Raw genomic sequence first — 21,198 nt, 5'->3', positions numbered from 1 at the left:
GAGCCAGAGGAAGCCGTTTATGGCAATCACGCAAAGCACCCGCCTGGTGCAGGTCGACAGCCCCCTCGGCGGCGAGGTCCTGCTGCTGCAGGGCATGGAGGGCAGCGAGGAGCTGGGGCGGTTGTTCCATTACGAGCTGGACCTCACCTCCGAAGACCGGGCGATTAAGTTCGACCAGTTGCTGGGCAAGCCGATGGGCCTGACCCTGGAGCTGCACGACGGCGGCAAACGCTACTTTCACGGCATTGCCTGCGGCTGCCGGCAACTGACCGGCCACGGCCAGTTCGCAGGTTATCGGGTCAGCCTGCGGCCCTGGTTCTGGCTGCTCACGCGTACTTCGGACTGCCGGATTTTCCAGAACAAGACGGTGCCGGACATCATCAAGCAGGTGTTCCGCGACCTCGGTTTCTCCGACTTCGAAGACAGCCTGAGCGCCAGTTACCGCGAGTGGGAATACTGCGTGCAATACCGCGAAACCAGCTTCGACTTCATCAGCCGGCTGATGGAGCAGGAAGGCATCTACTACTACTTCCGCCATGAGAAAGCGCGTCATGTACTGGTGCTGGCCGACGCCTACGGCGCCCACTCGACGGTGGCTAACTACGCTTCGGTGCCCTTCTACCCGCCCGATCAGCAGATGCGCGAGCGCGACCACTTCTACGACTGGCAACTGGCGCGGGAAGTCCAGCCCGGCTCGCTGGCGTTGAACGACTACGACTTCCAGCGCCCCGGCGCCAGCCTCGAAGTGCGCTCCAGCGTGTCGCGCAGCCACAGCAACGGCGACCATCCGCTCTACGACTACCCGGGCGAGTACGTGCAGAGCAAGGATGGCGAGCATTACGCACGCACCCGTATCCAGGCCATTCACAGCCAGTTCGAGCGCGTGCAGCTGCGCGGTCGGGCGCGTGGCCTGGGCTGCGGGCATCTGTTCAAGCTGACCGGCTACGAGCGCGCCGACCAGAATCGCGAGTACCTGGTGGTGGTCGCACGCTATCAGATCCGCCAGGAGCTTTATGAAAGCGGGCAACTGGACCTGGCCGAGCAGTTCATCAGCGAACTGGACTGCATGGATGCCAGCCAGGCCTTCCGCCCCCTGCCCCTGACCCCCCTGCCGATTGTCCGCGGGCCGCAGACCGCCAGGGTGGTCGGCCCCGCTGGCGAGGAGATCTGGACCGATCAGTATGGCCGGGTCAAGGTGCATTTCTATTGGGATCGCCACGACCAATCCAACGAAAACAGCTCCTGCTGGATGCGCGTGTCGCAGGCCTGGGCCGGCAAGAACTGGGGGTCGGTGCAGATCCCGCGGATCGGCCAGGAAGTGATAGTCGGTTTCCTCGAAGGCGACCCTGATCGCCCGATCATCACCGGCCGCGTCTATAACGCCGAACAGACCGTGCCCTACGAGCTGCCGGCCAATGCCACCCAGAGCGGGGTGAAAAGCCGCTCGAGCAAGGAGGGCTCGCCGGCCAACTTCAATGAAATCCGCATGGAAGACAAGAAGGGCGCGGAGCAGTTGTTCATCCACGCCGAGAAGAACCAGGACATCGAGGTCGAGAACGACGAGACCCACTGGGTCGGCCACGACCGCAGCAAGACCATCGACAACGACGAAACCGTGCACGTCAAACACGACCGCACCGAAACCGTGGATAACAACGAAACCATCACCATAGGCGTGGATCGCAAGGAAAAGGTCGGCAATAACGAGACCATCTCCATTGGTGTAAACCGTACCGAAGATGTCGGCAGCGACGAGAAAATCACCATCGGCGCCAATCGCACCGAGGACGTGGGCAACAACGAGCGCATCACCATAGGCGCGGATCGCACGGAAAAGGTCGGTGCCAACGAAACCATCACCATCGTCAGCAACCGCACCGAGGACGTGGGCGGCAACGAGACCATCGGCATCACGGGCAACCGCAACGAGACGGTCAAGGGCAACGAAGGTATCGAGATCAATGGCAACCAGAGCACCCAGATCGGCCAGAACGAGTCCCGCGACGTTAACCAGAACCGCACCACCAACATCCAGCAGAACGACAGCCTGGACGTCGGCAAGAACTTCTCCCTCACCGCCGGCGACTCCATCACCCTGACCACGGGCGCGGCCAGCATCACCATGAAGAAGGACGGCACCATCATGATTCGCGGCAAGGACATCACCATCGACGGCTCCGGCGCCATCAACATCAAGGCCAACAGGAACGTTGTGGTCAAAGGTCAGAAGATTCTGCAGAACTGAGCATGGAGCACAGACCATGAGCGTCAAACAGCACCTTCCCGTCAAAATCCCCGCGCGCTTGGATGGCGTGGTCATCGGCATTCTGCTGGACGTTCCCCAGGCCGGCGCGCCGGTGGTGGCATTTCCCGGCTGCCCCAGCGAAACCGGGATCGCCGCCCGCACCACCACCGAGCTCAGTCGCGACGACATCGGCGCCCAGGTCGCACTGATGTTCGAGGCCGGCGACCCGAGCCAGCCGCTGGTGATCGGCCGCATTCAGCGTCTCCCTGAAACGACCGTCCCCGCCATTGCCCATCTGGATAGCGAACGCCTGGAATTCACCGCCGAGCGGGAAATCGTTCTGCGTTGCGGCAAGGCCAGCATCACCCTGACCCGCGCGGGCAAGGTGATCATCCAGGGCGCCTACCTGTCCAGCCGTTCCAGCGGAGCCAACCGCATCAAGGGTGGCTCGGTGCAGATCAACTAGACAGGTATCCGGCCTATGGAACTGCTCAACGCCAGCAAACTGCTTGCGGCCTATACCCAGGGCCTGGAACCCGATGGCCGCGAATCCCTGGTGGTGGTGGCCAAAGGCACCTTCAACCTGCCCCTGGACGGCCGCGCGGCCACCCTCGCCGACACCCAGCAACCGCTACTGATGGCCGACACCTTCCTCGGCGAGCCGGGTCTCAGCGCCCCGCTGCAGGAAATGGACTTCGCCCCGGTCAAGCCATGCTGCGATGTCCTGGTCCGCGGCAAGGCCTACGCGCCAGGCGGGCGACCCGTGACGCAGCTGACCGCGGGCATTCGCGTCGGGCGGATGAGCAAGGCTTTTTCCGTCCTCGGTCCACGGCAATGGCAATCGGGGCTGTTGGGCGTTGCTCCCGGCTTGCCGCAGCCCTTTACCGAGCAGGACATCTCCTACGCCCGGGCGTTTGGCGGCAGCCATCCGATCGCCAACGACCCCCAATTGCGTCATTGCTACCTGGACAATCCGATCGGTTGCGGCTGGTACCCGCGCAGCGCCGACAGTGCCGACATCGTCGGTATGCCGATGCCGAGCACCGAGGAGTTGGGCAAACCGATCGACAGCCCCTCTGGCGACTTCCGCCCTATGGCCCTCGGCCCCATCGGCCGTGGCTGGCCACAACGCGCCCGCTTCGCCGGCACCTACGACGAGGCCTGGCTGGCCGAGTGTTTTCCCTTTCTGCCGGCGGATTTCGACAACCGCTACTTTCAGGCGGCCCCTGAGGATCAGCAGACCCACTACCTGCGCGGTGGCGAGGATGTGCTGTTGCTCAACCTCACGCCCCAGGAGCGCGCGGGCTTTCGCATCCCCGAAATGCAGGTGCCGGTGACCTTCTTTCTGAAAAAAGGCGGTCATGAAACCGTGCAGGCGGTGATCGACACCCTGCTGATCGATACCGACACGCGCCAGGTGCAGTTGACCTGGCGTGCCTCCCGTCCGCTACGACGCAACCTGTTCGAGATCGCTCAGGTGCTGGTCGGCACTATGTCCACGGGCTGGTGGCGCGCCCGCGAACTGGGCAAGGATTACTACCCGTCGCTGTCGGCGCTGGTGAAAGCCAAACGCGCGCCCGAGGAGACGCCCTGATGGCCGCGCTTTGCATCATCGGTTCCGGCATGGTCAGCGCTGTCGGCCTTAGCGCCCCCGCGAGCTGCGCGGCGATCCGTTGCGCTATCGACAACTTCCAGGAGACCCGCTTTATCGACCGCGGCGGCGAATGGCTGATCGCTGCCAGCGTACCGCTGGAACAGCCCTGGCGCGGGCGCAGCAAGCTGATCAAGATGGCCGCCCGCGCCCTCGCCGAGGCACTGCAAAGCACGCCGGGCCTCGACCCGGAGAAAACCCCGCTGCTGCTCGGGGTAGCGGAGGCCGACCGCCCCGGCCGTCTCGACGGCCTGGATCTCAGCCTGCTGCACGACATTGAGCATGAATTGGGCGTGCGTTTTCATGGCAGCTCCAATGTCATTGCCCGTGGCCGGGTCAGCGGCGCGGTCGCCCTGCTCAATGCGCGCAAACTGATTTATGAGCAAGGCCATCGCCACGTGCTGATCGCCGGCGTCGACTCCTTCCTCAGCGGCCCGACCCTGGCCGCTTTCGAAGAGCGCGAACGCCTGCTCACCAGCCAGAACTCCAACGGTTTTATCCCCGGCGAAGGCGCCGCCGCCGTGGTGGTCAACGCCCCGACCGCCAGCGAAACACCGCAGCTGGCCTGCATTGGCCTGGGGTTCGGCGTGGAAAAGGCCACGGTGGAGGCCGAAGACATTCCGCTGCGCGCCGAGGGCCTGACCCAGGCCGTGCGCGCCGCCCTGAGCGAAGCCGGCTGCGGGCTGGAGCGGATGGATTATCGGCTCACCGACATCTCCGGCGAGCAGTACTACTTCAAGGAAGCCTCCCTGGCCCTGAGCCGCACCCTGCGGGTGCGCAAGGAATTCTTCCACCTCTGGCACCCCGCCGACTGCATCGGCGAAACCGGCGCCGCCATCGGCCCGGCGATGCTCGCCGTGGCCCTGGCCGCCAGCCGCAAGGGCTACGGCGAAGGCCCGAATATCTTCTGCCACCTCGGCAACGACGCCGGGCAACGCGCCGCTGCACTGCTCAGTTATCAGACGGTGAGGGCTGCGTGATGGCCAACCAGGTTTTCGCCAACGACATGGAGATTTCCTGCAAGGCGGCCGATGGCAAGTCGGTGGCCTGCTTCCCGGATGTCTGCTTCACCCCACCCCTGGCTCCGCCGACACCAGCAGGGGTACCCATCCCCTACCCCAATACGGGCATGGCCAAGGACACGACCAAGGGCAGTCGGACGGTGAAGATCAGCGGCAAGGAAGTGATGCTCAAGGACAAGAGCTACTTCAAGACCAGCACAGGGGACGAAGCCGGAAACGCACCGAAGAAAGGGGTTGTTACCAGCAAAATCAAAGGCAAGGTGTACTTTAACGCCTGGTCGATGGATGTGAAGTTCGAAGGTGAAAACGTCGTACGCAATGCCGACCTGACGACTCACAACCATGGCTCGGTACCAGGTAACACCGCAGTCTGGCCTTACATCGACGATACCAATATAGGCATCGATACATGGGCGCGCTGCAGCAAGGACTTGAAAAAGGAATATGACGCTTGCAAGGACTTCAAGCCAAGAAAACCAGACGGGCCAGACCCTTGCGATAGTTTGACGAAAATACCGGCAGGCAAAAAACCAATCCAAGCACCAGCCGCGAACAAACTGGCCGACGATGTGGCGGCAGATAAGTGTTTATCCGCACGCCGTTGCGCGCTATCCCCGTATGAACCCTCAAGGTGCTGCAACACACCGGATTCCCTCAGGATTCAAACCCCTCACCATATTGTCGAGGCAAGTTCTTTCATACAAAACAGGGGACAAAAAACAGAAACCCCATTTGCTACGTTTAACTCTCCTGGTTCATACGACGCCAATAAAGCCCCCTGTGTCTGCGCCGAAGGAACCAGTCACTCACTGGGGGGCACGCATGAACTCATGCACACTTTCCAGAGTGCAAGTGCTTGCAAGATAGATGCAGATGGCAAGCTGCCGCTGGCCAGCGGAGGAGAAGCAGAAAACATAAGAGTCACCACATATGGTGCAGCGAGGGATTCAGGAGTAGAGGCATTTCAGAAAGTCTTCCCGGACTCCGGCTGCGACCCCGATTGCCTGAAAGCCCAGCTCGACGCTTATCACAATCAATGCGGAATTGATGACAAGACAAAATGCCAAGCGGTAGCCACTAGGAAAAACACCCCTGATGCCATGCTTCAAGAAGCCGAAGAGCAGGTGCAAGAGAGATACCTACAAGCCATAGCGGCACGATGACCGCTTAAGGAGTATTGATATGAGTGGAAAATTTTCCGATATCGGTTCTTATGTGGCGGGTGGCGTTTTCTCCAGGAGCCGCGGAGCCCTGGCCCTCTCCATAGATGAGATGAACGCCCGCAACGTGGCCAATTCCATTTTCATAAGCTGGGATGGGTCTGCCATCAAGCCGCTTGGCCGCAAGTTGATTTATACGAAATTCCTGGGAATCGACCAGGAGCAAGGCGACATTGTTGCCGTCGGAGAATATGGCGAGTGCGTTGCCATTTCCCCCTCGGGCACGCTAACGGAGGAGTCCGTTTCCTCTTCTGGAAGCGATCCCGCCAACAGGGGCCCATTAAGAGGCGGGGTGTGCGTTGCAAGTTCGATTGTAGTGGTCGGTATGGACAGGCAGGTTTATCTGCGTCGCCCCGGTGGAGCATGGTCGACCCTGGAGGCAGGTTTGCCCCCTGCGGAAACTGCGGGTCTGGGCTACGAAGCCGTTACCGCGTTTTCATTCCAGGAAATGTATGCCGCAGGATGGGACGGCGAGTTGGTCATGTTTGACGGCAACAAGTGGCACGGCATCGTGAGCCCAACCAATCAAATCCTGGTTTCATTGACCACGGGCACTGATGGATTCGTTTATGGCTGCGGGCGAAATGGCCTGGTCATTCGCGGCAGAAAAGATCAATGGGAAGTCGTGGACAACGATATCGTCGATGACTTCTGGTCGATCACCTGGTTTCAGGAAGCGCTTTACTTGTCTTCAATGCGGGGCATTTACAAACTGCAGGGCAACTCGTTATCACCCATTGATGTTTCCGTCACGGCAGCTGAAACATTCTATGCGCTGTCGGCAACGGCCGATGTCCTGTGGTCCATCGGCCCCAAGGATGTGATTGCATTCGATGGGAACACATGGGCCAGAATCGATTAGCCGATGCGCGAAATCGATACTGTTTTCTAACTGAAATATTGGCGTGGCCAAACTATGCAAACGCCGAACTCTTCGCTGATTCCGATGATCGACCAGCACGCCGAAGAAGCGGGTTTCCTCGCTGTTCTGCGCGACTACGCCCTGCGTGCGCCCCATTACGACCTCGACGATCTCATCAAGCTCGAGAGTCGCATGGAGGCTCACCTCGACGGCCTGCGCATCGCCGGACAAACGGGGTTGGAGGTCCTGCTGGCACACCTGGGCCCGCACGCCATCGGCGAGGTGTTTGCCAGTACCGTGCTGGCCTTCGAATCGGCTAACGCTCAGGTGCTGTCACGGCTCAGCGAGCATCTGCGGGGTGCCGTGGAAACGGAGCGCGGCTATCTGATGGCCTTGGGCTGGCTCGACTGGGAGCGCGTCTCGCCCTGGATCGAGCGCCTGCTCGCCTCCCCCGAGCCCCTGTTCCGTCGCTTGGGCCTCGCCGCCTGCGGCATGCACCGTCACGATCCTGGCCCTGCCCTGCTGGCCGGACTGTCCCATGCCGACCCCAGCGTGCTGGCGCGGGCCGCTCGTAGTGCCGGCGAGCTGCGCCGTCGTGACCTGATGCCGGCGATTCGTGCCCACCGCCAGCATCAGGAGGCAGCCCCACGCTTCTGGGCCAACTGGGCCACCGCGCAGATGGGCGACGAGGAAGCGCTGGAGCCGCTGCGCCAGTTCGCCGAGCAACCGGGCGAGTTCCAGTACCGCGCGCTCTGCGTATTGCTGGCCTGGCAAAAACGCGAGCACAGCATCGCCTGGATCCGCCAGTTGATGCAGAACCCCGAGCAGCGGCGCATCGGCATCCAGGCGGTTGGGCTGTTGGGCGATCCGGTCAGCGTGCCCTGGCTGATCCAGCAGATGAGCGACCTGCCTCATGCCCGCGTCGCTGGCGAGGCCTTCAGCCTGATGACTGGCGCCGACCTGGCGCTGCTCGATCTGGAATTGCAGGATCTGCCGGATTTCGATGCCGGCCCCAACGACGACCCTGAGGATGCCAATGTCGTCATGGACCCCGATGAGAACCTGCCCTGGCCCGACCCGCCGTTGATCGCAGCCTGGTGGCAAGCCCATGCAGGCGATTTCCAGGCGGGCGTGGGCTATGTGCTGGGGCTGCAACAGAACGAAAGCAGTTATCGGCAAGCTCTTGTCCGTGGCCAGCAACGCCAGCGTATCGCCGCGGCATGCGGCATCGCCCGCTTGCGGCCGACCGAAGTGCTTTTCCCCACCAGCGCACCCGCCTGGCGGCAAAAAGCATTGTTGGGAGAGCCTGCGGGGTTCGGGCGCTGAGCCGGCAACCGCCCCGGATTGCACCGGACTAAACCGGACAGCCCCCGCTAACGCCAGCGCATTCTCCCCACGCCTTATCGCGCTCCCGGCACCACGCCGCGATTCAGCTGTTCGCGCAGAAACTCGATAAACACCTGCACCGGTCGCGAGCCCTGGCGATGCTGCGGGTAGACCGCCGACAAGGCCAGGGGCGCGGGCTCGAAGTCGTCCAGCACCGACACCAGTCGCCCGTCCTTCAACGCCGCCTCGACGATAAAGGTCGGCAGGTAAGTGATGCCCATGCCGGCGATGGCCGCGTCCTTGAGCAATTCGCCGTTGTTGACCCGCATCCTGCCGGTGACGTTGACCAGCAAGGGCTTGTGGCCCTGCCCTTCGAAACGCCACTGCACCTGGCGGCCGTGACCGTAAGGCAGGCAGTCGTGGCCTTGCAGCTCCTCGGGCCTGAGCGGGGTGCCGCGCTCGGCGAGGTAGGCCGGGCTGGCACAATACACCCGCTGGATCGAGGCGATGCGCCGGGCGATCAGCGTCGAGTCTTCCAGCACGCCGATGCGTAAGGCCAGGTCGTAGCCCTCGCCGAGCAGGTCCACCGGGCGGTCGCTGAGATCGACCTCGACCGTGACGTCGCGATAGCGCTGCAGGAACAGCGGCAACAACTCCCCCAGGTGGGCCATGGCGAACGACAGCGGCGCGCTGAGGCGGATGGTGCCCCGGGGTTCGACGGTCTGGCCGGCGATGCCCTGCTCCACCTGCTCGACTTCGCTGAGCAGGCGCAGCGCCGACTCGTAGTAGCTCTGCCCCAGGGGCGTCACGTCCAGGCGCCGGGTCGAGCGATTGAGCAGGCGCACGCCCAGGCGTTCTTCCAGTTGCATCAGGCGTCGGCTGACGAACTGCTTGGACAGGCCCAACTGATCCGCCGCCGCGGTGAAGCTGCCGGAGTCCATGACCTGGCAAAAAATACGCATGTCTTCGAAGGGGTTCATTGTCACTCTCTGGTTGACAGCTGAACGCTTTATAGCGGCTTTCTGGCTTTCCGACACCTCATCAGTCCGTGCCCTGGTTAAAAAAATGCCCGCACAATGGCGGGCATTCATTCGTATCAGCGGTAGCGCAAGGTTACTTGGCAGTGAATGCCGAGTAGCTGTTCATCAGGTTGCGATAGTTCGGGATACGCTGCGACAGCAGGTTGGCCAGGCCTTCCATGTCGTTGCGCCAGTCGCGCTGCAGCTCGCACGCCACGGAGAACCAGTTGACCAGTTGCGCGCCGGCGGCGGCCATGCGGGCCCAGGCGGCCTGCTGCACCACCTCGTTGAAGGTACCGGAAGCGTCGGTCACCACGAACACGTCAAAACCTTCTTCCAGTGCGCACAGGGTCGGGAACGCCACGCAGACGTCGGTCACCACGCCGGCGATGATCAGTTGCTTGCGGCCGGTGGCCTTGATCGCCTTGACGAAGTCTTCGTTGTCCCAGGCATTGATCTGGCCTGGACGAGCGATGTAGGGCGCATCCGGGAACATCTCTTTCAGCTCGGGTACCAGCGGACCGTTCGGACCGGATTCGAAGCTGGTGGTGAGGATCGTCGGCAGTTTGAAGAACTTGGCGCAGTCGGCCAGGGCCAGCACGTTGTTCTTGAACTCGTTCGGCGAGAAATCCTGGACCAGCGAGATCAGGCCGGTCTGGTGGTCGACCAGCAGGACAACGGCATCGTTGATGTCCAGGCGCTTGTAGGTTGCGTTGCTCATGTGGAACTCCTCGGTGGGTGGATATAGCTGAGGGCGCCGACCACTACGACCGGCGCCGGGTATGGATCGTCAGAAGGCAAAGCACGAGCAGCCGAAAGCGCCCCAGAAGCCCTGGAAGTCGCTGACCGGCACATTCGACAACCGCGCCCGCTCATGGCTATGGGAGTGCACCGCGCACGGGCCGCTGCACTGGTGCACCTGGGCCACCAGCGGCGAGGTCGGGCGCCAGTGCCCCGGCACCTTGACCACCGGCGACCAGTCCGGCAGCACCGGGACCATGGGCGGCGAGAGCTTGGAGAAATCGCCAGCGGCGTACACCACCTTGCCGTCGACCACCGTCAGCACCGACTCGATCCACTTGATGGCTTCTTCCTCGACGCTGAAGAAGTCCGCGGACAGGGCCGCCAGGTCCGCCAGCTGGCCGACCTTGATCTGCCCCTTCTTGCCCTGCTCCGAGGAGAACCAGGCGCTGCCGTGGGTGAAGAGTTCCAGTGCGGTCTGCCGCGGCAGGCCTTCGGCGTGCAGTTCCATGCCGCCGACGGTCTTGCCGCTGACCATCCAGTACAGCGAGGTCCAGGGGTTGTAGCTGGAGACCCGGGTGGCATCGGTGCCGGCGCCTACCGGCACGCCTTCGGCCAACATGCGCTTGATCGGCGGGGTCTGTTCGGCGGCCTTGGCGCCGTAGCGATCGACGAAGTATTCGCCCTGGAACGCCATGCGGTCCTGGATCGCGATACCGCCACCAAGGGCGCGCACCCGCTCGATGTTTTTTGGCGTGATGGTTTCGGCGTGGTCGAAGAACCACGGCAGGCCGTTGAACGGAATGTCGCGATTGACCTTCTCGAACACGTCGAGCATGCGCGAGATCGACTCGTCGTAGGTGGCGTGCAGGCGGAACGGCCAGCGCTGTTCCACCAGATGCCGTACTACCGACTCCAGCTCCTGCTCCATGGTCTGCGGCAGGTCCGGACGCGGTTCGAGGAAGTCCTCGAAGTCGGCGGCGGAGAACACCAGCATCTCCCCGGCGCCGTTGTGGCGCAGGAAGTCGTCGCCCTGGTGCAGCTTGACGCTGCCGGTCCAGTTCTTGAAGTCGGTGAGTTCTTCCTTGGGCTTCTGGGTGAACAGGTTGTAGGCGATGCGCACCGTCAACTGCCGCTCCCGGGCCAGTTGCTCGATCACCGCATAGTCGTCCGGGTAGTTCTGGAAGCCGCCGCCGGCATCGATGGCGCTGGTCAGGCCCAGGCGATTGAGTTCGCGCATGAACTGGCGGGTCGAGTTGACCTGGTATTCCAGCGGCAGCTTCGGCCCCTTGGCCAGGGTCGAATAGAGAATCATCGCGTTAGGCCGCGCCACCAGCATGCCGGTGGGTTCGCCGTTGCTGTCGCGCACGATCTCGCCGCCCGGCGGGTTCGGTGTGTTGCGGGTGTAGCCGGCGACCCGCAGGGCCGCGCGGTTGAGCAAGGCGCGGTCGTACAGGTGTAGGACAAACACCGGGGTGTCCGGCGCCGCCTGGTTGAGCTCTTCCAGGGTCGGCATGCGTTTTTCGGCGAACTGGAATTCGTTCCAGCCACCCACTACCCGCACCCACTGCGGGGTCGGCGTGCGGTCGGCCTGGTCCTTGAGCATGCGCAGGGCGTCGGCCAGCGAAGGCACGCCTTCCCAGCGCAGCTCCAGGTTGTAGTTCAGGCCACCGCGGATCAAGTGCAGGTGCGAGTCGTCGAGGCCAGGGATCACCGTGCGGCCCTTGAGGTCGATGACCTGGGTGGCGCTGCCGCGCAAGGCCATGGCCTCGGCGTCGGTGCCCACCGCGACGAAGCGCCCCTGGCTGATGGCGACCGCACTGGCGCGGGGTTTCTCACGGTCGACGGTGTGGAATTGACCATTGAACAGAATCAGATCGGCGTTCATCGGATGTCCTTCTGAATGGGAAGAGGCAAGGGACAGGCGCGGCCAGAAAGCCGCCGCGGCGCTGAGCAGGGATCCGGCGGCGAGCAGTTGGCGGCGCAGCGGATCGGTCGGTTCGTCGTTATTGGCCATGGCCGGGCTCCAGGTGTCGATCGGTGACAGAGGTTTGCAGCCAGGGTGCGAACAGGCGGGTCGCCAGGGGCATGAACAGGTAGACCACCGAAAGCACTATGGTCAGGGTGATCAGGAAGGTGGCGACCACGTAGTTGGCAAGCCAGGCGTTGAGTTGCAGCACAGGCCCCCAGATCAACGGCACCAGCAGGGTGTGCGGCAGAATCACCAGCATAGTCAACAGCGCCTGCTTCCAGCGTGGCGGTGGCGAGGCGGCATCGGCCTGGATGGAAAACCAGAACTCGTGGACCGGGTGGACTTCGGTCCGGTCGCCGTCGGCCAGCATCGGCGCGGCTTCGTCGACCAGCGCCTGGCGTAGCGGCGATTCGAGCCAGCGCTGCATCGCCTCGGTGGAGCAAAAGCGCAGCACGCAGGTGAACAGGTCAAGGCCAGCGCTCTTGCCGCGAATCACGTCCACCCCCAGATGCCCCTCGTGCTGCCCGGCGATACCGACGATGCGCCGCAACCAGGCTTCATAGGGCGCTTCACAACCGGCCTTGACCCGGTGCTTGACGATCAGGGTCACGACCTCATCGGCACCCGGCCGCACACTGGCCTCGAGGCGATTGGAATCAGACATAACGCAAGGCTCCGGCGAAACGATCATTGAGGGCCAGCCGTCCCGGGCCGGCGATCAGGATGCTGCTGAACAGGATCAACAGCAGCCAGGCGAACTGCCCTTCGGCCAGGCTCCACCGCGGATGCACCACCAGCAGTGCCACCAGCAGCACCGCGAGGATCGGCAGGCAGGCCAGGCGCACCGCCACCCCGGCGACAATCAGCAAGGGGCACAGCACCTCGGCGAAAATCGCCAGCATCAGCGTCAGGTTGGCGCCGAGCTGGAACGGGTCTTCGATGCGTTGCAGCTCGGCGCTGTAGTCGAGCAGTTTCGGCAGGCCGTGCACCCACAGCAGAAACAGCCCGGCGCTGACCCGCAGAAACAGCAGCCCGAAATCCCGGGCCCGTTCATCCCATGGTGAAGCGTTCATTGGCGCACCCGCACAATTTGAAAAATTCCCGGCGTTAACGCCGAGATTGCATGGTGCCGCTGCGCGGGCGGGAAAAATTGAACGTATGTGCTCTCTTCGCCCTAGGGCCCGGCAGGACCGCCAGTACCTAGGCGGCGTGGATCTTCAAGGGCTCGGACATGAACTGGGCGATCCGCGAACGCAACCAGCGCTCGGCCGGATCGTTGTCATGCACCCCGCTCCAGGCCATGGACAGCTGCGCCGCCTCGATGGCGAACGGCGGGTCCTCGGCGCGCAAGGCGCAGCCTTCGACCAGGGCACAGGCCGCATAGTCGGGCACGGTGGCGATCATTTCGGTGCCGGCGAGCAAGGCCCGCAGACCGCTGAACTGCGGCACGCCCAACACCACGCGGCGGGTGCGCCCGACCTTGGCCAGGTCGAGGTCGATATTGCCGCTCAGGTCGCCGGAGAACGACACCATGGCGTGGGGCCGCCGGCAGTATTCGTCGAGGGTCAAGGGCTCGGGGCGGTTGTCGCCGCGCAGCACTTTGCAGCCGATGTCCCGCAGCTTCTTGCGCTTGGCATTGGCCGGCAATTCGGTGGTGTAGCTGACCCCGACCGAGATCTCCCCCGAGGCCAGCAAGGCCGGCATCAACAGATAATTGGCCCGGCGCACTACCACCACTATGCCCGGGGCCTCCTCGCGCAACTGGCTCAACAGCGGCGGGAACAGGCCAAACTCGGCATCGTCCGACAGGCCGATGCGGAACAGGTCGCAACTGGTCGCCGGGTCGAATTCCTTGGCCCGGCTGACCGCGCCCGAGATCGCGTCCATCGCCGGCTGCAGCTCCTTGAGGATCACCAGCGCCCGGGCCGTCGGCTCCATCGCGCGACCGTTGCGCAACAGCAGCGGATCGTCGAACAGGTCGCGCAGGCGGCCGAGGGCGGCGCTCACCGCGGGCTGGCCCATGAACAGTTTCTCGGCAACCCGGGTCAGGTTCTTCTCGAACATCAGGGCCTCGAAAATCACCAGCAGGTTCATGTCGATGCGGCGCAGATCGTTACGGTTCATAGGTGCAGTTCCATTGTCTTGTCAGCCAGGCACGAACTATCCGCCGGTATGCCGCCCCGGCTTGCGGGAGCATGCACGCCTGCCCCACGGAAAAATTGCAGCCATGTGCTGAGTTGCCGCGGCTGCCCAGCCTTGCAGGTGAGCGGAATTAACAACGTTTAACTCGCAAGCCCCCCTTCCTGCCACCAAGAATGAAGCCCTCTGCGCAGACCTGTTTTCTAAATCGGGAAGCGCCCGGCCCACCCCGTGGTGCGCCGGCGCATGCCCACCGACACGGAATTTCGTCATGGCCCACGCTCAGCACAACGCCGTCAGGGCGTCCGTCCCGCAACCCCGCAAAACCACCCCCGGCGGCCTTTCTGCCTGGCGCGAAAGCCTGGTCAAGCAAATGATCCTCGACGGCCTGAGCGACACCCTGGAAGTCAGCCAACTCGCTCGGGCCTGCGCCCTGTCCCGCAGCCATTTCTCCCGCGCCTTCAAGTGCAGCACCGGCCTGTCGCCCCAGGAATGGATTCGCTGCCAGCGCATCGCCCGGGCCAAGCAACTGATCCGGAACACCGACCTGAGCCTGACGCAGATCAGCCTGGAATGCGGCTTCTGCGACCAGGCGCACTTCTGTCACATCTTCACCCACAGCGAAGGCATCAATCCGTTCGCCTGGCGGTGCCGGGTCCTGCGCGCCCGCCCCTGCCTCAACCAGGCGAGCGCATAAGGCCGCGGCACGCTCGATAGCCGGCAATAAAAAACGCCGAGGGGTAAACCTCTCGGCGTTCTTTCATGGGTTAGACGCAGGTCGCCGAGCAACTCAGGCCTCGACGAACGCCAGCAGGTCGGCGTTGAGCTGATCCTTGTGGGTGTCGGTCAGGCCATGGGGCGCGCCTGGGTAGACCAGCAGCTTCGCGTCCTTGACCAGCTGGGCCGAGGCGATGCCGGCGGCTTCGATCGGCACGATCTGGTCGGCGTCGCCGTGCACCACCAGGGTCGGCACGTCGAACTTCTGCAGGTCTTCGGTGAAGTCGGTTTCGGAGAAGGCCTTGATGCAGTCATAGGTGTTCTTGTGGCCGGCCAGCATGCCCTGCATCCAGAACCAGTCGATCATGCCCTGGGACGGCTTGGCGCCAGGCAGGTTGAAACCGAAGAACGGCCCGCTGGCAACGTCCTTGTACAGCTGCGAACGGTCGGCCAGGGACGCTTCGCGCAGGCCGTCGAAGACTTCGATCGGCAGGCCGCCGGGGTTGGCCGCGGTCCTGAGCATCAGCGGCGGCACCGCGGAAATCAGCCCGGCCTTGGCGACCCGCGCCGTGCCGTGGCGACCGATGTAGCGCGCCACTTCGCCACCGCCGGTGGAGAAGCCGAACAGCACCGCGTTCTGCAGGTCCAGGTGTTCGATCAGCTGCGCCAGGTCGTCGGCGTAGGTGTCCATCTCGTTGCCGGACCAGGGTTGGCTGGAGCGACCATGCCCGCGGCGGTCATGGGCGATGACCCGGTAGCCCTTGGACGCCAGGAAGATCATCTGCGCCTCCCAGCTGTCGCTGTTCAGCGGCCAGCCGTGGCTGAAGACTATGGGTTGGCCACTGCCCCAATCCTTGTAATAGATCTCGGTACCGTCGCGGGTGGTGAATGTACTCATGGCATGTGCTCCTTCAGGGGGGTGGGTGACTCATATCGATGAATGGCCCAGGCGTTCGGCCAGGCGCGCCACCCGCTCGCCCAGGTGCGCGGCGGTGCGGCGGTCTTCCAGAGGGGGGGCGTGTTCAGGGGACTGTTCGACATTCGACTGGGCCATGGCGCCCAGGGAACTGCCGAGGCGATTCAACTGGCCATCGAATACTCCGATGCTGGAACGCGCCGGCAGCAGGTCGAGGCCGACCCAGATCATCGAGTGCTGGGCGGCGAAGACCGCCATCTGCAATAAGGTGTTGAGCTTGTCGCCACACAGGCAACCGGAATTGGTGAAGCCGGCGGCGAGCTTGTCGCGCCAGGGCTGGGCCAGGTAGAACGCCGCGGTGGCCTCCATAAAGCCCTTGAACGGCGCCGAGGCGCTGCCCATGTAGGTCGGGGCGCCGAAGATGATGGCGTCGGCCTGGTGCAGGCGCTCCCACTGCTCGTGCACCTCCTCGACCGGAATCAGCCGGCAGGCGCTGTTCAGGTGACTCTCCACCCCCTGGGCCACGGCTTCGGCCATGACCCGGGTATGGCCATAGCCACTGTGATAGACCACCACCACCTTGCTCATTCCGGCATCCTCCAGACGTGTTCATCCCTTCTTTCTTCACGCGGCACACACAATCGTCCCTTCGATTGGCCAAGGTGAAGGCCTGGAGTTTTGGGCATAGAGCAGAGGCAGGACGAGTTAAACGTTGTTAATTTTCAATGACGCGGGCACCGCCCCTGCCCGCTGGTCGCCAAGGCCGCGGCCAATGAATACGGGTCCCATCGCTGGCAAGGAGATTGCTGCGGCCAACGCACAGGACGCACGCTCGTCCGCGTTGCGTTGCGTTGTTCGAAAAACCTGAGGAACATGCTCGAAAACCGCGAGATAGAGGCCGTGCCCTCGTCCGCCCGCCCCGCACAGGTGCAACGGGGAGGACTAAAAAAGATAACAGCAGCAGGAGTGAGCCGTTGACCCTAGCCCCCGAACAGGCCGTGCATTTCGGCCCCTACCGGATCTACCCCGGGCAACGCCTGATCCTGGAAGCCGAGCGGCCCTTGCGCCTGGGCCGCCGTTCCATGGACATTCTGCTGATCCTGCTGGAACACGCCGGCGAGGTGGTCAGCAAGCAGCAACTGATCACCCGGGTCTGGCCCAAAAGCGTGGTCGAAGACACCAACCTGCGGGTGCACATGGCGGCGCTGCGCAAGGCCCTGGGCGACGGCCAGGCCGGCCAGCGCTACATCGTCACCGTGGCCCAGCGCGGCTACAGCTTCGTCGCGCCCTTCTCCCTGGAGCCATTTTCCCCCGAGCGCTTCGAGCAAAATCCCGAAGGCGACCGAGCCGAGCCGGGCGGCCATAACCTGCCGGTGCGCCGCACCCGCCTGATCGGGCGCCAGGTCCTGGTGGACAATGTGATGAGGCAACTGGCGCGCCAGCGTTTCATCACCCTGGTCGGCCCCGGCGGCATCGGCAAGACCACCGTGGCCCTGCGGGTCGCCGAACAGCTGATCGGCCAGTATCGGGACGGCATCCGCCTGGTGGACCTGGCCCCGCTCAACGACCCGCGGATGATCACCAGCCACCTGGCGACCCTGCTCGACCTGGCGCTGCACGACGACGAGCCGGTGGCTAGCCTGGCGAGCTTCCTGCGCGAGCGGCAGATGCTGCTGGTGATCGACAACTGCGAGCACCTGCTCGACGCCATTGCGCCGCTCTGCGAAAGCATCCTGCGCGCGGCGCCACAGGTGCATGTCCTGGCCACCAGCCGCGAGAGCCTGCGGGCCGAGGGCGAATTCGTGCAGCGCCTGGAATCCCTGGACTGCCCACCGCCCATCGCGGTGCTGGACCGCGCCCAGGCCCTGACTTTTTCGGCCCTGCAGTTGTTCGTCGAACGGGCGATGGCCAGCCACGACAGTTTCGAACTGAGCCATGACGAACTGCCCCTGGCCATCGATATCTGCCGGCGCCTGGACGGCATTCCCCTGGCGATCGAACTGGCGGCCGCCCAGGTCGGCAACCTGGGGCTCGCCGGCTTGCTCAACCAGTTGCAAGGCAGTTTTCGCCTGCTGACCCAGGGCTGCCAGATCACCCCGGGGCGTCATCAGACCTTGCGCGCCACCCTGGACTGGAGCTTCGAGCTGCTCAATGTCTGCGAGCAGGCTTGCCTGCGCCGGCTGGGCATCTTCAGGGGCGGCTTCACCCTGCAATCGGCCGCGGCGGTGATCGTCGGCGAACACATCGAAGCCCGCGTGGTTTTTACCTCGATCACCCAACTGGTGGCCAAGTCCCTGCTGAACGTGGAGGTCGGTGACGAGGAGGTGTTCTATCGCCTGCTGGACACCACCCGCAGCTATGCCCTGGAAAAACTCGAACAGGCCGCCGAACTGCCGGATACCCGCAAACGGCACGCCGAACGTTGCCTGGCCTTGATGCATCAGGCCCGGGATGACTGGGAACAGACCCCCTCGCCCCTCTGGATCGAGCGTTACGCCCGCAACCTGGAAGACATCCGTGCGGCGCTCGACTGGGGCTTGAATGCCCAGGGTTCGCAACAGCTGGCGATCCACCTGGCCGCGGCGTCCGCGCCGCTGTGGCAGGAACTGTCGCTGCTCAAGGAACACGGCGGCTATGTACGCCAGGCCCTGGCCTTGCTGCACGCGGCGGGCGAGCCCTGTCCGCGCCTGACCCAGGCCCTCAAGCTGGCCCTCGGCAGCGCCTGCTACCACACCCAGGGCAGCAGCGTCGAAGCCATCGATGCCTTCGTCGCGGCCAGGACCCTGGCCGAAAGCAGCGACGACGTGGCCGGCCAGCTCAAGGCGGTGTCCGGGCACATGGCGGTCAACCTCAGTTGCGGTCACTACCGACTGGCCCTGGAACAAAGCCGGCAGTTCGACCGCCTGGCGCTGCGCGACGCCGGCCCGGCCGCGATGTCCCTCAGCACCCAGCGCCTGCAGGTGCTGGCCCTGCACTTTGCCGGCGACCAGCCGCAGGCCCGGGACCAGGCCGAGCGAGTCCTCCAGCTGATGGCCCAGAGCGGGAACCTGAGCCGCTTCACCCGCGGCTTTGCCGTGCAGTACGACCAAAGCGTCGCCGCCCTGACGATCCAGGCGCGGATCCTCTGGCTGCAAGGCCATCCAGAACAGGCCTGGCGCACCGCGCGCCAGGCGCTGGATATCGCGCTGCAGATCAACCACGGCACGTCCATCTGCTACACCCTGGCCCTGGCCGGCTGCCTGATCGCCCACTACAACGGCGACACCGCGACCGCCCGCGAACTCTTGCGCCTGCTGCTGGAGCAGGCGCAGAAGCATTCGGTGCTGCTGTTCTACACCTGGGGCCAGCACTATGCGCAGGTCATCGAAAGCGGCCCGGCGTTCTCGCCGCCGCAATCCGGCGTCGGGCTGATCGGCGAAATCATGGTGACCCTGGACGGCGCGTTCATCGATAACGCCTTGCTGCAACGGGCCGAAAACGGCACGGCAGGCTGGAGTACGGCGGAGATCCTGCGTGCCAGGGCCGAGGCGCTGCTGACCGAGCATGCGACCGACGCCGCCGAGGCGCTGCTGCACAAGGCGTTGGCAGTGGCCAGGGCCCAGGGCGCGCTGACCTGGGAGTTGCGCAGCGCCACCTCGCTGGCCCGGCTCTGGCAGCGCCAGGGCCAGGCCCGGCGCGCCCATGAGCTGCTCGAACCGCTCTACGCCCGGTTCACCGAAGGTTTTGCCACGCCGGACCTAACCCGCGTCCGTGAACTGCTCGATGAGCTGCAACGACAGGCTCTTGACTGACAGCCAGCGCGCCTTGCCGATGGCATGGGCATGCCGCCTTTCGAACACCCGTAGCTGCCCGCTGCGTTCCAGCTTCTCCAGCGCGTAGGCGCGGGTGGTGTTGAGAAAGCGGTAATGCGTCGTGTCCTGGCCCTGCTCCACCGCCAGCAGCGATTTGCGCGCCAGTTGCGCCATCACCTCGGCCACGCACTCGGGCCGCAGCACCGCACAGCTGATGACGTCGATGGCGGCCCGCACGCTGAAGGCCGCGTCGAACACCGCCAGGCGCTGTAACAGGCTCTGCTCCAGCGGGTTCAGCCGCCGATAGCTCCAGTCCAGGGCGGACTTGAGCGTCTGGTGCCGCGCCACGGCGGTGCGCCGGCCCTGGGTCAGCAATTGAAAGCAGTTGTCCAGTTGCGCTTGCAGCCCCACCAGCGCCAGCGCGTCGATCTGCGCCGCTGCCAGTTCAATGGCCAATGGCAGGCCATCGAGCCGCTGGCAGATTTCGCGCACCGCTGCCAGGTCCTGTTCCCGCAAGGCAAAGCCCTGCTGGCAGGCCCGGGCGCGGCTGACGAACAGCTGCACCGCCGAATGACTCATGACCTCGGCCACGCTGTGCAACGACGAAGCCGGCGGCACCGACAGGGCCGCCAGGCCATGCACAGTCTCCCCCGAGGCCCGCAGCGGTTCGCGGCTGGTGGCCAGGATCGACAGCCGTGGCGCCGAGGCCAGCAACTGCTCCACCAGGGCCCGGCAGCGGTCGAGCAAATGCTCGCAATTGTCCAGCACCAGCAAGGCATGTTGCGTTGCCAATGCCTCCAGGCCGGCGTCCAGTTCAAGGCTGTGCCTCAAGTGCTCGACCAGTTGCGCCGGGTCGGCGATGGCCGCCAGGTCGATGAACCACACGCCGTCGCGGTAGTGCTGCAACAGCAGCTCGGCGACCCGCAGCGCGACGGTGGTCTTGCCGATTCCCGCCGGACCGACCAGGGTCATGAACCGGCGCACCGGCAACTGCCGGACCAGGCTGCCGACCACCGGGTCGCGGCCGGTGACCGGGGTCAGTCGTACCGGCAGGTTGTGCTGGGGCTTGTGCAGAGCCGCGAGTGAGACGGTCTCTTCTTGCGCTTCACGCAGCACCGGGGCGCTGAAGCAATAACCGCGCTGCGGAATGTTGAGTATGTAGCCTTGCCCGTCCGGGCCCTCACCGAGGGCGCGTCGCAGGGCGGCGATGTGCACGCGCAGGTTGATGTCCTCGACCACCGAGTTCGGCCAGACACGAGCGATCAATTCGTCCTTGCTCACCACCTGGCCGGCGCGCTCGACCAGCACCCGCAGGATGTCCAGGGCGCGCCCGCCCATGCGCAACGGCCGATCGCCGTCGAGGATCAGCCGCTGCCGCAGGTGGAAGACGTAGGGGCCGAATCGCAGCACCCCGTCGCTGTTCAAGTCTCTGACGCTGTTCATGCACATCCACGTGCTGGAAACCCGGCCCGGCGCCAGGCTCCCGCACCTCCATTGCCAAGAATTCCCCGGTATCTTGGCAGGCAGCGATGACCGCACAACCGCCATGGAGGGAGCGTCACGGCCATCAGGGTGCG

The 21,198-nt window shown here is 64.3% G+C and carries 18 protein-coding genes; 9 read left to right on the top strand and 9 right to left on the bottom strand.

The features are described from left to right. Window positions 1-19: 19 nt before the first annotated feature. The 7 genes from J4D52_RS11040 to J4D52_RS11010 are packed head-to-tail and all read left to right on the top strand — an operon-like array spanning window position 20 to window position 8,326. Entirely contained in the window at window positions 20-2,245 is a 2,226-nt protein-coding gene (locus J4D52_RS11040) for a type VI secretion system Vgr family protein (RefSeq protein WP_025810246.1), read from the top strand. Between the two features lie 16 nt (window positions 2,246-2,261). Further along, window positions 2,262-2,711 (top strand): DUF6484 domain-containing protein, encoded by a 450-nt coding sequence (locus tag J4D52_RS11035; protein WP_063431613.1) that lies wholly within the window; start codon window positions 2,262-2,264, stop codon window positions 2,709-2,711. A gap of 15 nt (window positions 2,712-2,726) precedes the next feature. Beyond that, window positions 2,727-3,839, top strand: a complete 1,113-nt coding sequence (locus J4D52_RS11030; RefSeq protein ID WP_063431615.1) for a DUF2169 domain-containing protein — start codon at window positions 2,727-2,729, stop codon at window positions 3,837-3,839. Beyond that, a complete protein-coding gene (locus J4D52_RS11025; RefSeq protein ID WP_102676948.1) occupies window positions 3,836-4,876 on the top strand; it encodes a 3-oxoacyl-ACP synthase in 1,041 nt (346 codons plus the stop codon). The genes J4D52_RS11030 and J4D52_RS11025 overlap by 4 nt, the downstream gene beginning before the upstream one ends. Then, complete coding sequence (locus J4D52_RS11020; protein ID WP_063431619.1) at window positions 4,876-6,081, top strand: PAAR-like domain-containing protein; 1,206 nt, start codon at window positions 4,876-4,878, stop codon at window positions 6,079-6,081. Before J4D52_RS11025 ends, J4D52_RS11020 begins: the two co-directional genes overlap by 1 nt. A 19-nt stretch (window positions 6,082-6,100) precedes the next feature. After that, the gene (locus J4D52_RS11015) at window positions 6,101-7,000 is read left to right on the top strand and encodes a hypothetical protein (protein ID WP_081251657.1); all 900 of its coding nucleotides are present in this window, start codon (window positions 6,101-6,103) and stop codon (window positions 6,998-7,000) included. 54 nt (window positions 7,001-7,054) lie between these two features. Further along, a complete protein-coding gene (locus J4D52_RS11010; RefSeq protein WP_063431621.1) occupies window positions 7,055-8,326 on the top strand; it encodes a TIGR02270 family protein in 1,272 nt (423 codons plus the stop codon). Between the two features lie 74 nt (window positions 8,327-8,400). On the opposite strand, the gene J4D52_RS11005 is transcribed toward J4D52_RS11010, so the two are convergent. From J4D52_RS11005 to J4D52_RS10980, 6 genes are all read right to left on the bottom strand, one after another. Continuing rightward, window positions 8,401-9,306 carry a LysR family transcriptional regulator gene (locus tag J4D52_RS11005; protein ID WP_063431623.1) on the bottom strand — a complete coding sequence of 302 codons (906 nt, stop codon included), beginning with the start codon at window positions 9,304-9,306 and terminating at the stop codon, window positions 8,401-8,403. A gap of 133 nt (window positions 9,307-9,439) precedes the next feature. Next, on the bottom strand, window positions 9,440-10,066 hold the full coding sequence (gene ycaC / locus J4D52_RS11000) for an isochorismate family cysteine hydrolase YcaC (RefSeq protein WP_063431625.1): 627 nt from the start codon (window positions 10,064-10,066) through the stop codon (window positions 9,440-9,442). Window positions 10,067-10,135: 69 nt separating this feature from the next. After that, on the bottom strand, window positions 10,136-11,974 hold the full coding sequence (locus J4D52_RS10995) for an amidohydrolase (protein ID WP_063431718.1): 1,839 nt from the start codon (window positions 11,972-11,974) through the stop codon (window positions 10,136-10,138). Window positions 11,975-12,092: 118 nt separating this feature from the next. Next, complete coding sequence (locus tag J4D52_RS10990) at window positions 12,093-12,722, bottom strand: antibiotic biosynthesis monooxygenase (RefSeq protein ID WP_063431627.1); 630 nt, start codon at window positions 12,720-12,722, stop codon at window positions 12,093-12,095. Next, complete coding sequence (locus J4D52_RS10985; protein WP_025810222.1) at window positions 12,715-13,131, bottom strand: DoxX family protein; 417 nt, start codon at window positions 13,129-13,131, stop codon at window positions 12,715-12,717. The genes J4D52_RS10990 and J4D52_RS10985 overlap by 8 nt, the downstream gene beginning before the upstream one ends. A gap of 127 nt (window positions 13,132-13,258) precedes the next feature. After that, window positions 13,259-14,182: a LysR family transcriptional regulator gene (locus J4D52_RS10980; protein WP_063431629.1), complete on the bottom strand. Its 924-nt coding sequence runs from the start codon at window positions 14,180-14,182 to the stop codon at window positions 13,259-13,261. Between the two features lie 286 nt (window positions 14,183-14,468). Here J4D52_RS10980 and J4D52_RS10975 point away from each other — a divergent pair, with 286 nt between their 5' ends. Continuing rightward, the gene (locus J4D52_RS10975; protein WP_063431631.1) at window positions 14,469-14,894 is read left to right on the top strand and encodes an AraC family transcriptional regulator; all 426 of its coding nucleotides are present in this window, start codon (window positions 14,469-14,471) and stop codon (window positions 14,892-14,894) included. Window positions 14,895-14,987: 93 nt separating this feature from the next. Here J4D52_RS10975 and J4D52_RS10970 read toward each other — a convergent pair whose 3' ends face one another. Then, entirely contained in the window at window positions 14,988-15,812 is an 825-nt protein-coding gene (locus J4D52_RS10970; RefSeq protein ID WP_063431633.1) for an alpha/beta fold hydrolase, read from the bottom strand. Between the two features lie 30 nt (window positions 15,813-15,842). After that, a complete protein-coding gene (locus J4D52_RS10965) occupies window positions 15,843-16,418 on the bottom strand; it encodes a flavodoxin family protein (RefSeq protein ID WP_025810215.1) in 576 nt (191 codons plus the stop codon). A gap of 386 nt (window positions 16,419-16,804) precedes the next feature. Between J4D52_RS10965 and J4D52_RS10960 the strand changes: the two genes are divergently transcribed. Then, window positions 16,805-19,621 carry a winged helix-turn-helix domain-containing protein gene (locus J4D52_RS10960; RefSeq protein ID WP_102676943.1) on the top strand — a complete coding sequence of 939 codons (2,817 nt, stop codon included), beginning with the start codon at window positions 16,805-16,807 and terminating at the stop codon, window positions 19,619-19,621. Here the strand turns inward: J4D52_RS10960 and J4D52_RS10955 are convergent. Continuing rightward, window positions 19,568-21,064: a winged helix-turn-helix domain-containing protein gene (locus J4D52_RS10955; protein WP_063431637.1), complete on the bottom strand. Its 1,497-nt coding sequence runs from the start codon at window positions 21,062-21,064 to the stop codon at window positions 19,568-19,570. The two genes, J4D52_RS10960 and J4D52_RS10955, sit on opposite strands and share 54 nt — an antisense overlap. Window positions 21,065-21,198: the final 134 nt, after the last annotated feature.

Source organism: Pseudomonas sp. GW460-12-10-14-TSB1 (assembly GCF_017349775.1).
Classification (GTDB): domain Bacteria; phylum Pseudomonadota; class Gammaproteobacteria; order Pseudomonadales; family Pseudomonadaceae; genus Aquipseudomonas; species Aquipseudomonas piscium.
This window is presented reverse-complemented; position numbering and strand designations above follow the sequence as displayed.

Bases quoted from the DNA above. Each gene is read 5' to 3' on its own strand.
- J4D52_RS11040 (WP_025810246.1), top strand. From the start codon at position 20: ATGGCAATCACGCAAAGCACCCGCCTGGTGCAGGTCGACAGCCCCCTC.
- J4D52_RS11035 (WP_063431613.1), top strand. From the start codon at position 2,262: ATGAGCGTCAAACAGCACCTTCCCGTCAAAATCCCCGCGCGCTTGGAT.
- J4D52_RS11030 (WP_063431615.1), top strand. From the start codon at position 2,727: ATGGAACTGCTCAACGCCAGCAAACTGCTTGCGGCCTATACCCAGGGC.
- J4D52_RS11020 (WP_063431619.1), top strand. From the start codon at position 4,876: ATGGCCAACCAGGTTTTCGCCAACGACATGGAGATTTCCTGCAAGGCG.
- J4D52_RS11015 (WP_081251657.1), top strand. From the start codon at position 6,101: ATGAGTGGAAAATTTTCCGATATCGGTTCTTATGTGGCGGGTGGCGTT.
- J4D52_RS11010 (WP_063431621.1), top strand. From the start codon at position 7,055: ATGCAAACGCCGAACTCTTCGCTGATTCCGATGATCGACCAGCACGCC.
- J4D52_RS11005 (WP_063431623.1), bottom strand. From the start codon at position 9,306: ATGAACCCCTTCGAAGACATGCGTATTTTTTGCCAGGTCATGGACTCC.
- ycaC (WP_063431625.1), bottom strand. From the start codon at position 10,066: ATGAGCAACGCAACCTACAAGCGCCTGGACATCAACGATGCCGTTGTC.
- J4D52_RS10995 (WP_063431718.1), bottom strand. From the start codon at position 11,974: ATGAACGCCGATCTGATTCTGTTCAATGGTCAATTCCACACCGTCGAC.
- J4D52_RS10990 (WP_063431627.1), bottom strand. From the start codon at position 12,722: ATGTCTGATTCCAATCGCCTCGAGGCCAGTGTGCGGCCGGGTGCCGAT.
- J4D52_RS10985 (WP_025810222.1), bottom strand. From the start codon at position 13,131: ATGAACGCTTCACCATGGGATGAACGGGCCCGGGATTTCGGGCTGCTG.
- J4D52_RS10980 (WP_063431629.1), bottom strand. From the start codon at position 14,182: ATGAACCGTAACGATCTGCGCCGCATCGACATGAACCTGCTGGTGATT.
- J4D52_RS10975 (WP_063431631.1), top strand. From the start codon at position 14,469: ATGGCCCACGCTCAGCACAACGCCGTCAGGGCGTCCGTCCCGCAACCC.
- J4D52_RS10970 (WP_063431633.1), bottom strand. From the start codon at position 15,812: ATGAGTACATTCACCACCCGCGACGGTACCGAGATCTATTACAAGGAT.
- J4D52_RS10965 (WP_025810215.1), bottom strand. From the start codon at position 16,418: ATGAGCAAGGTGGTGGTGGTCTATCACAGTGGCTATGGCCATACCCGG.
- J4D52_RS10955 (WP_063431637.1), bottom strand. From the start codon at position 21,064: ATGAACAGCGTCAGAGACTTGAACAGCGACGGGGTGCTGCGATTCGGC.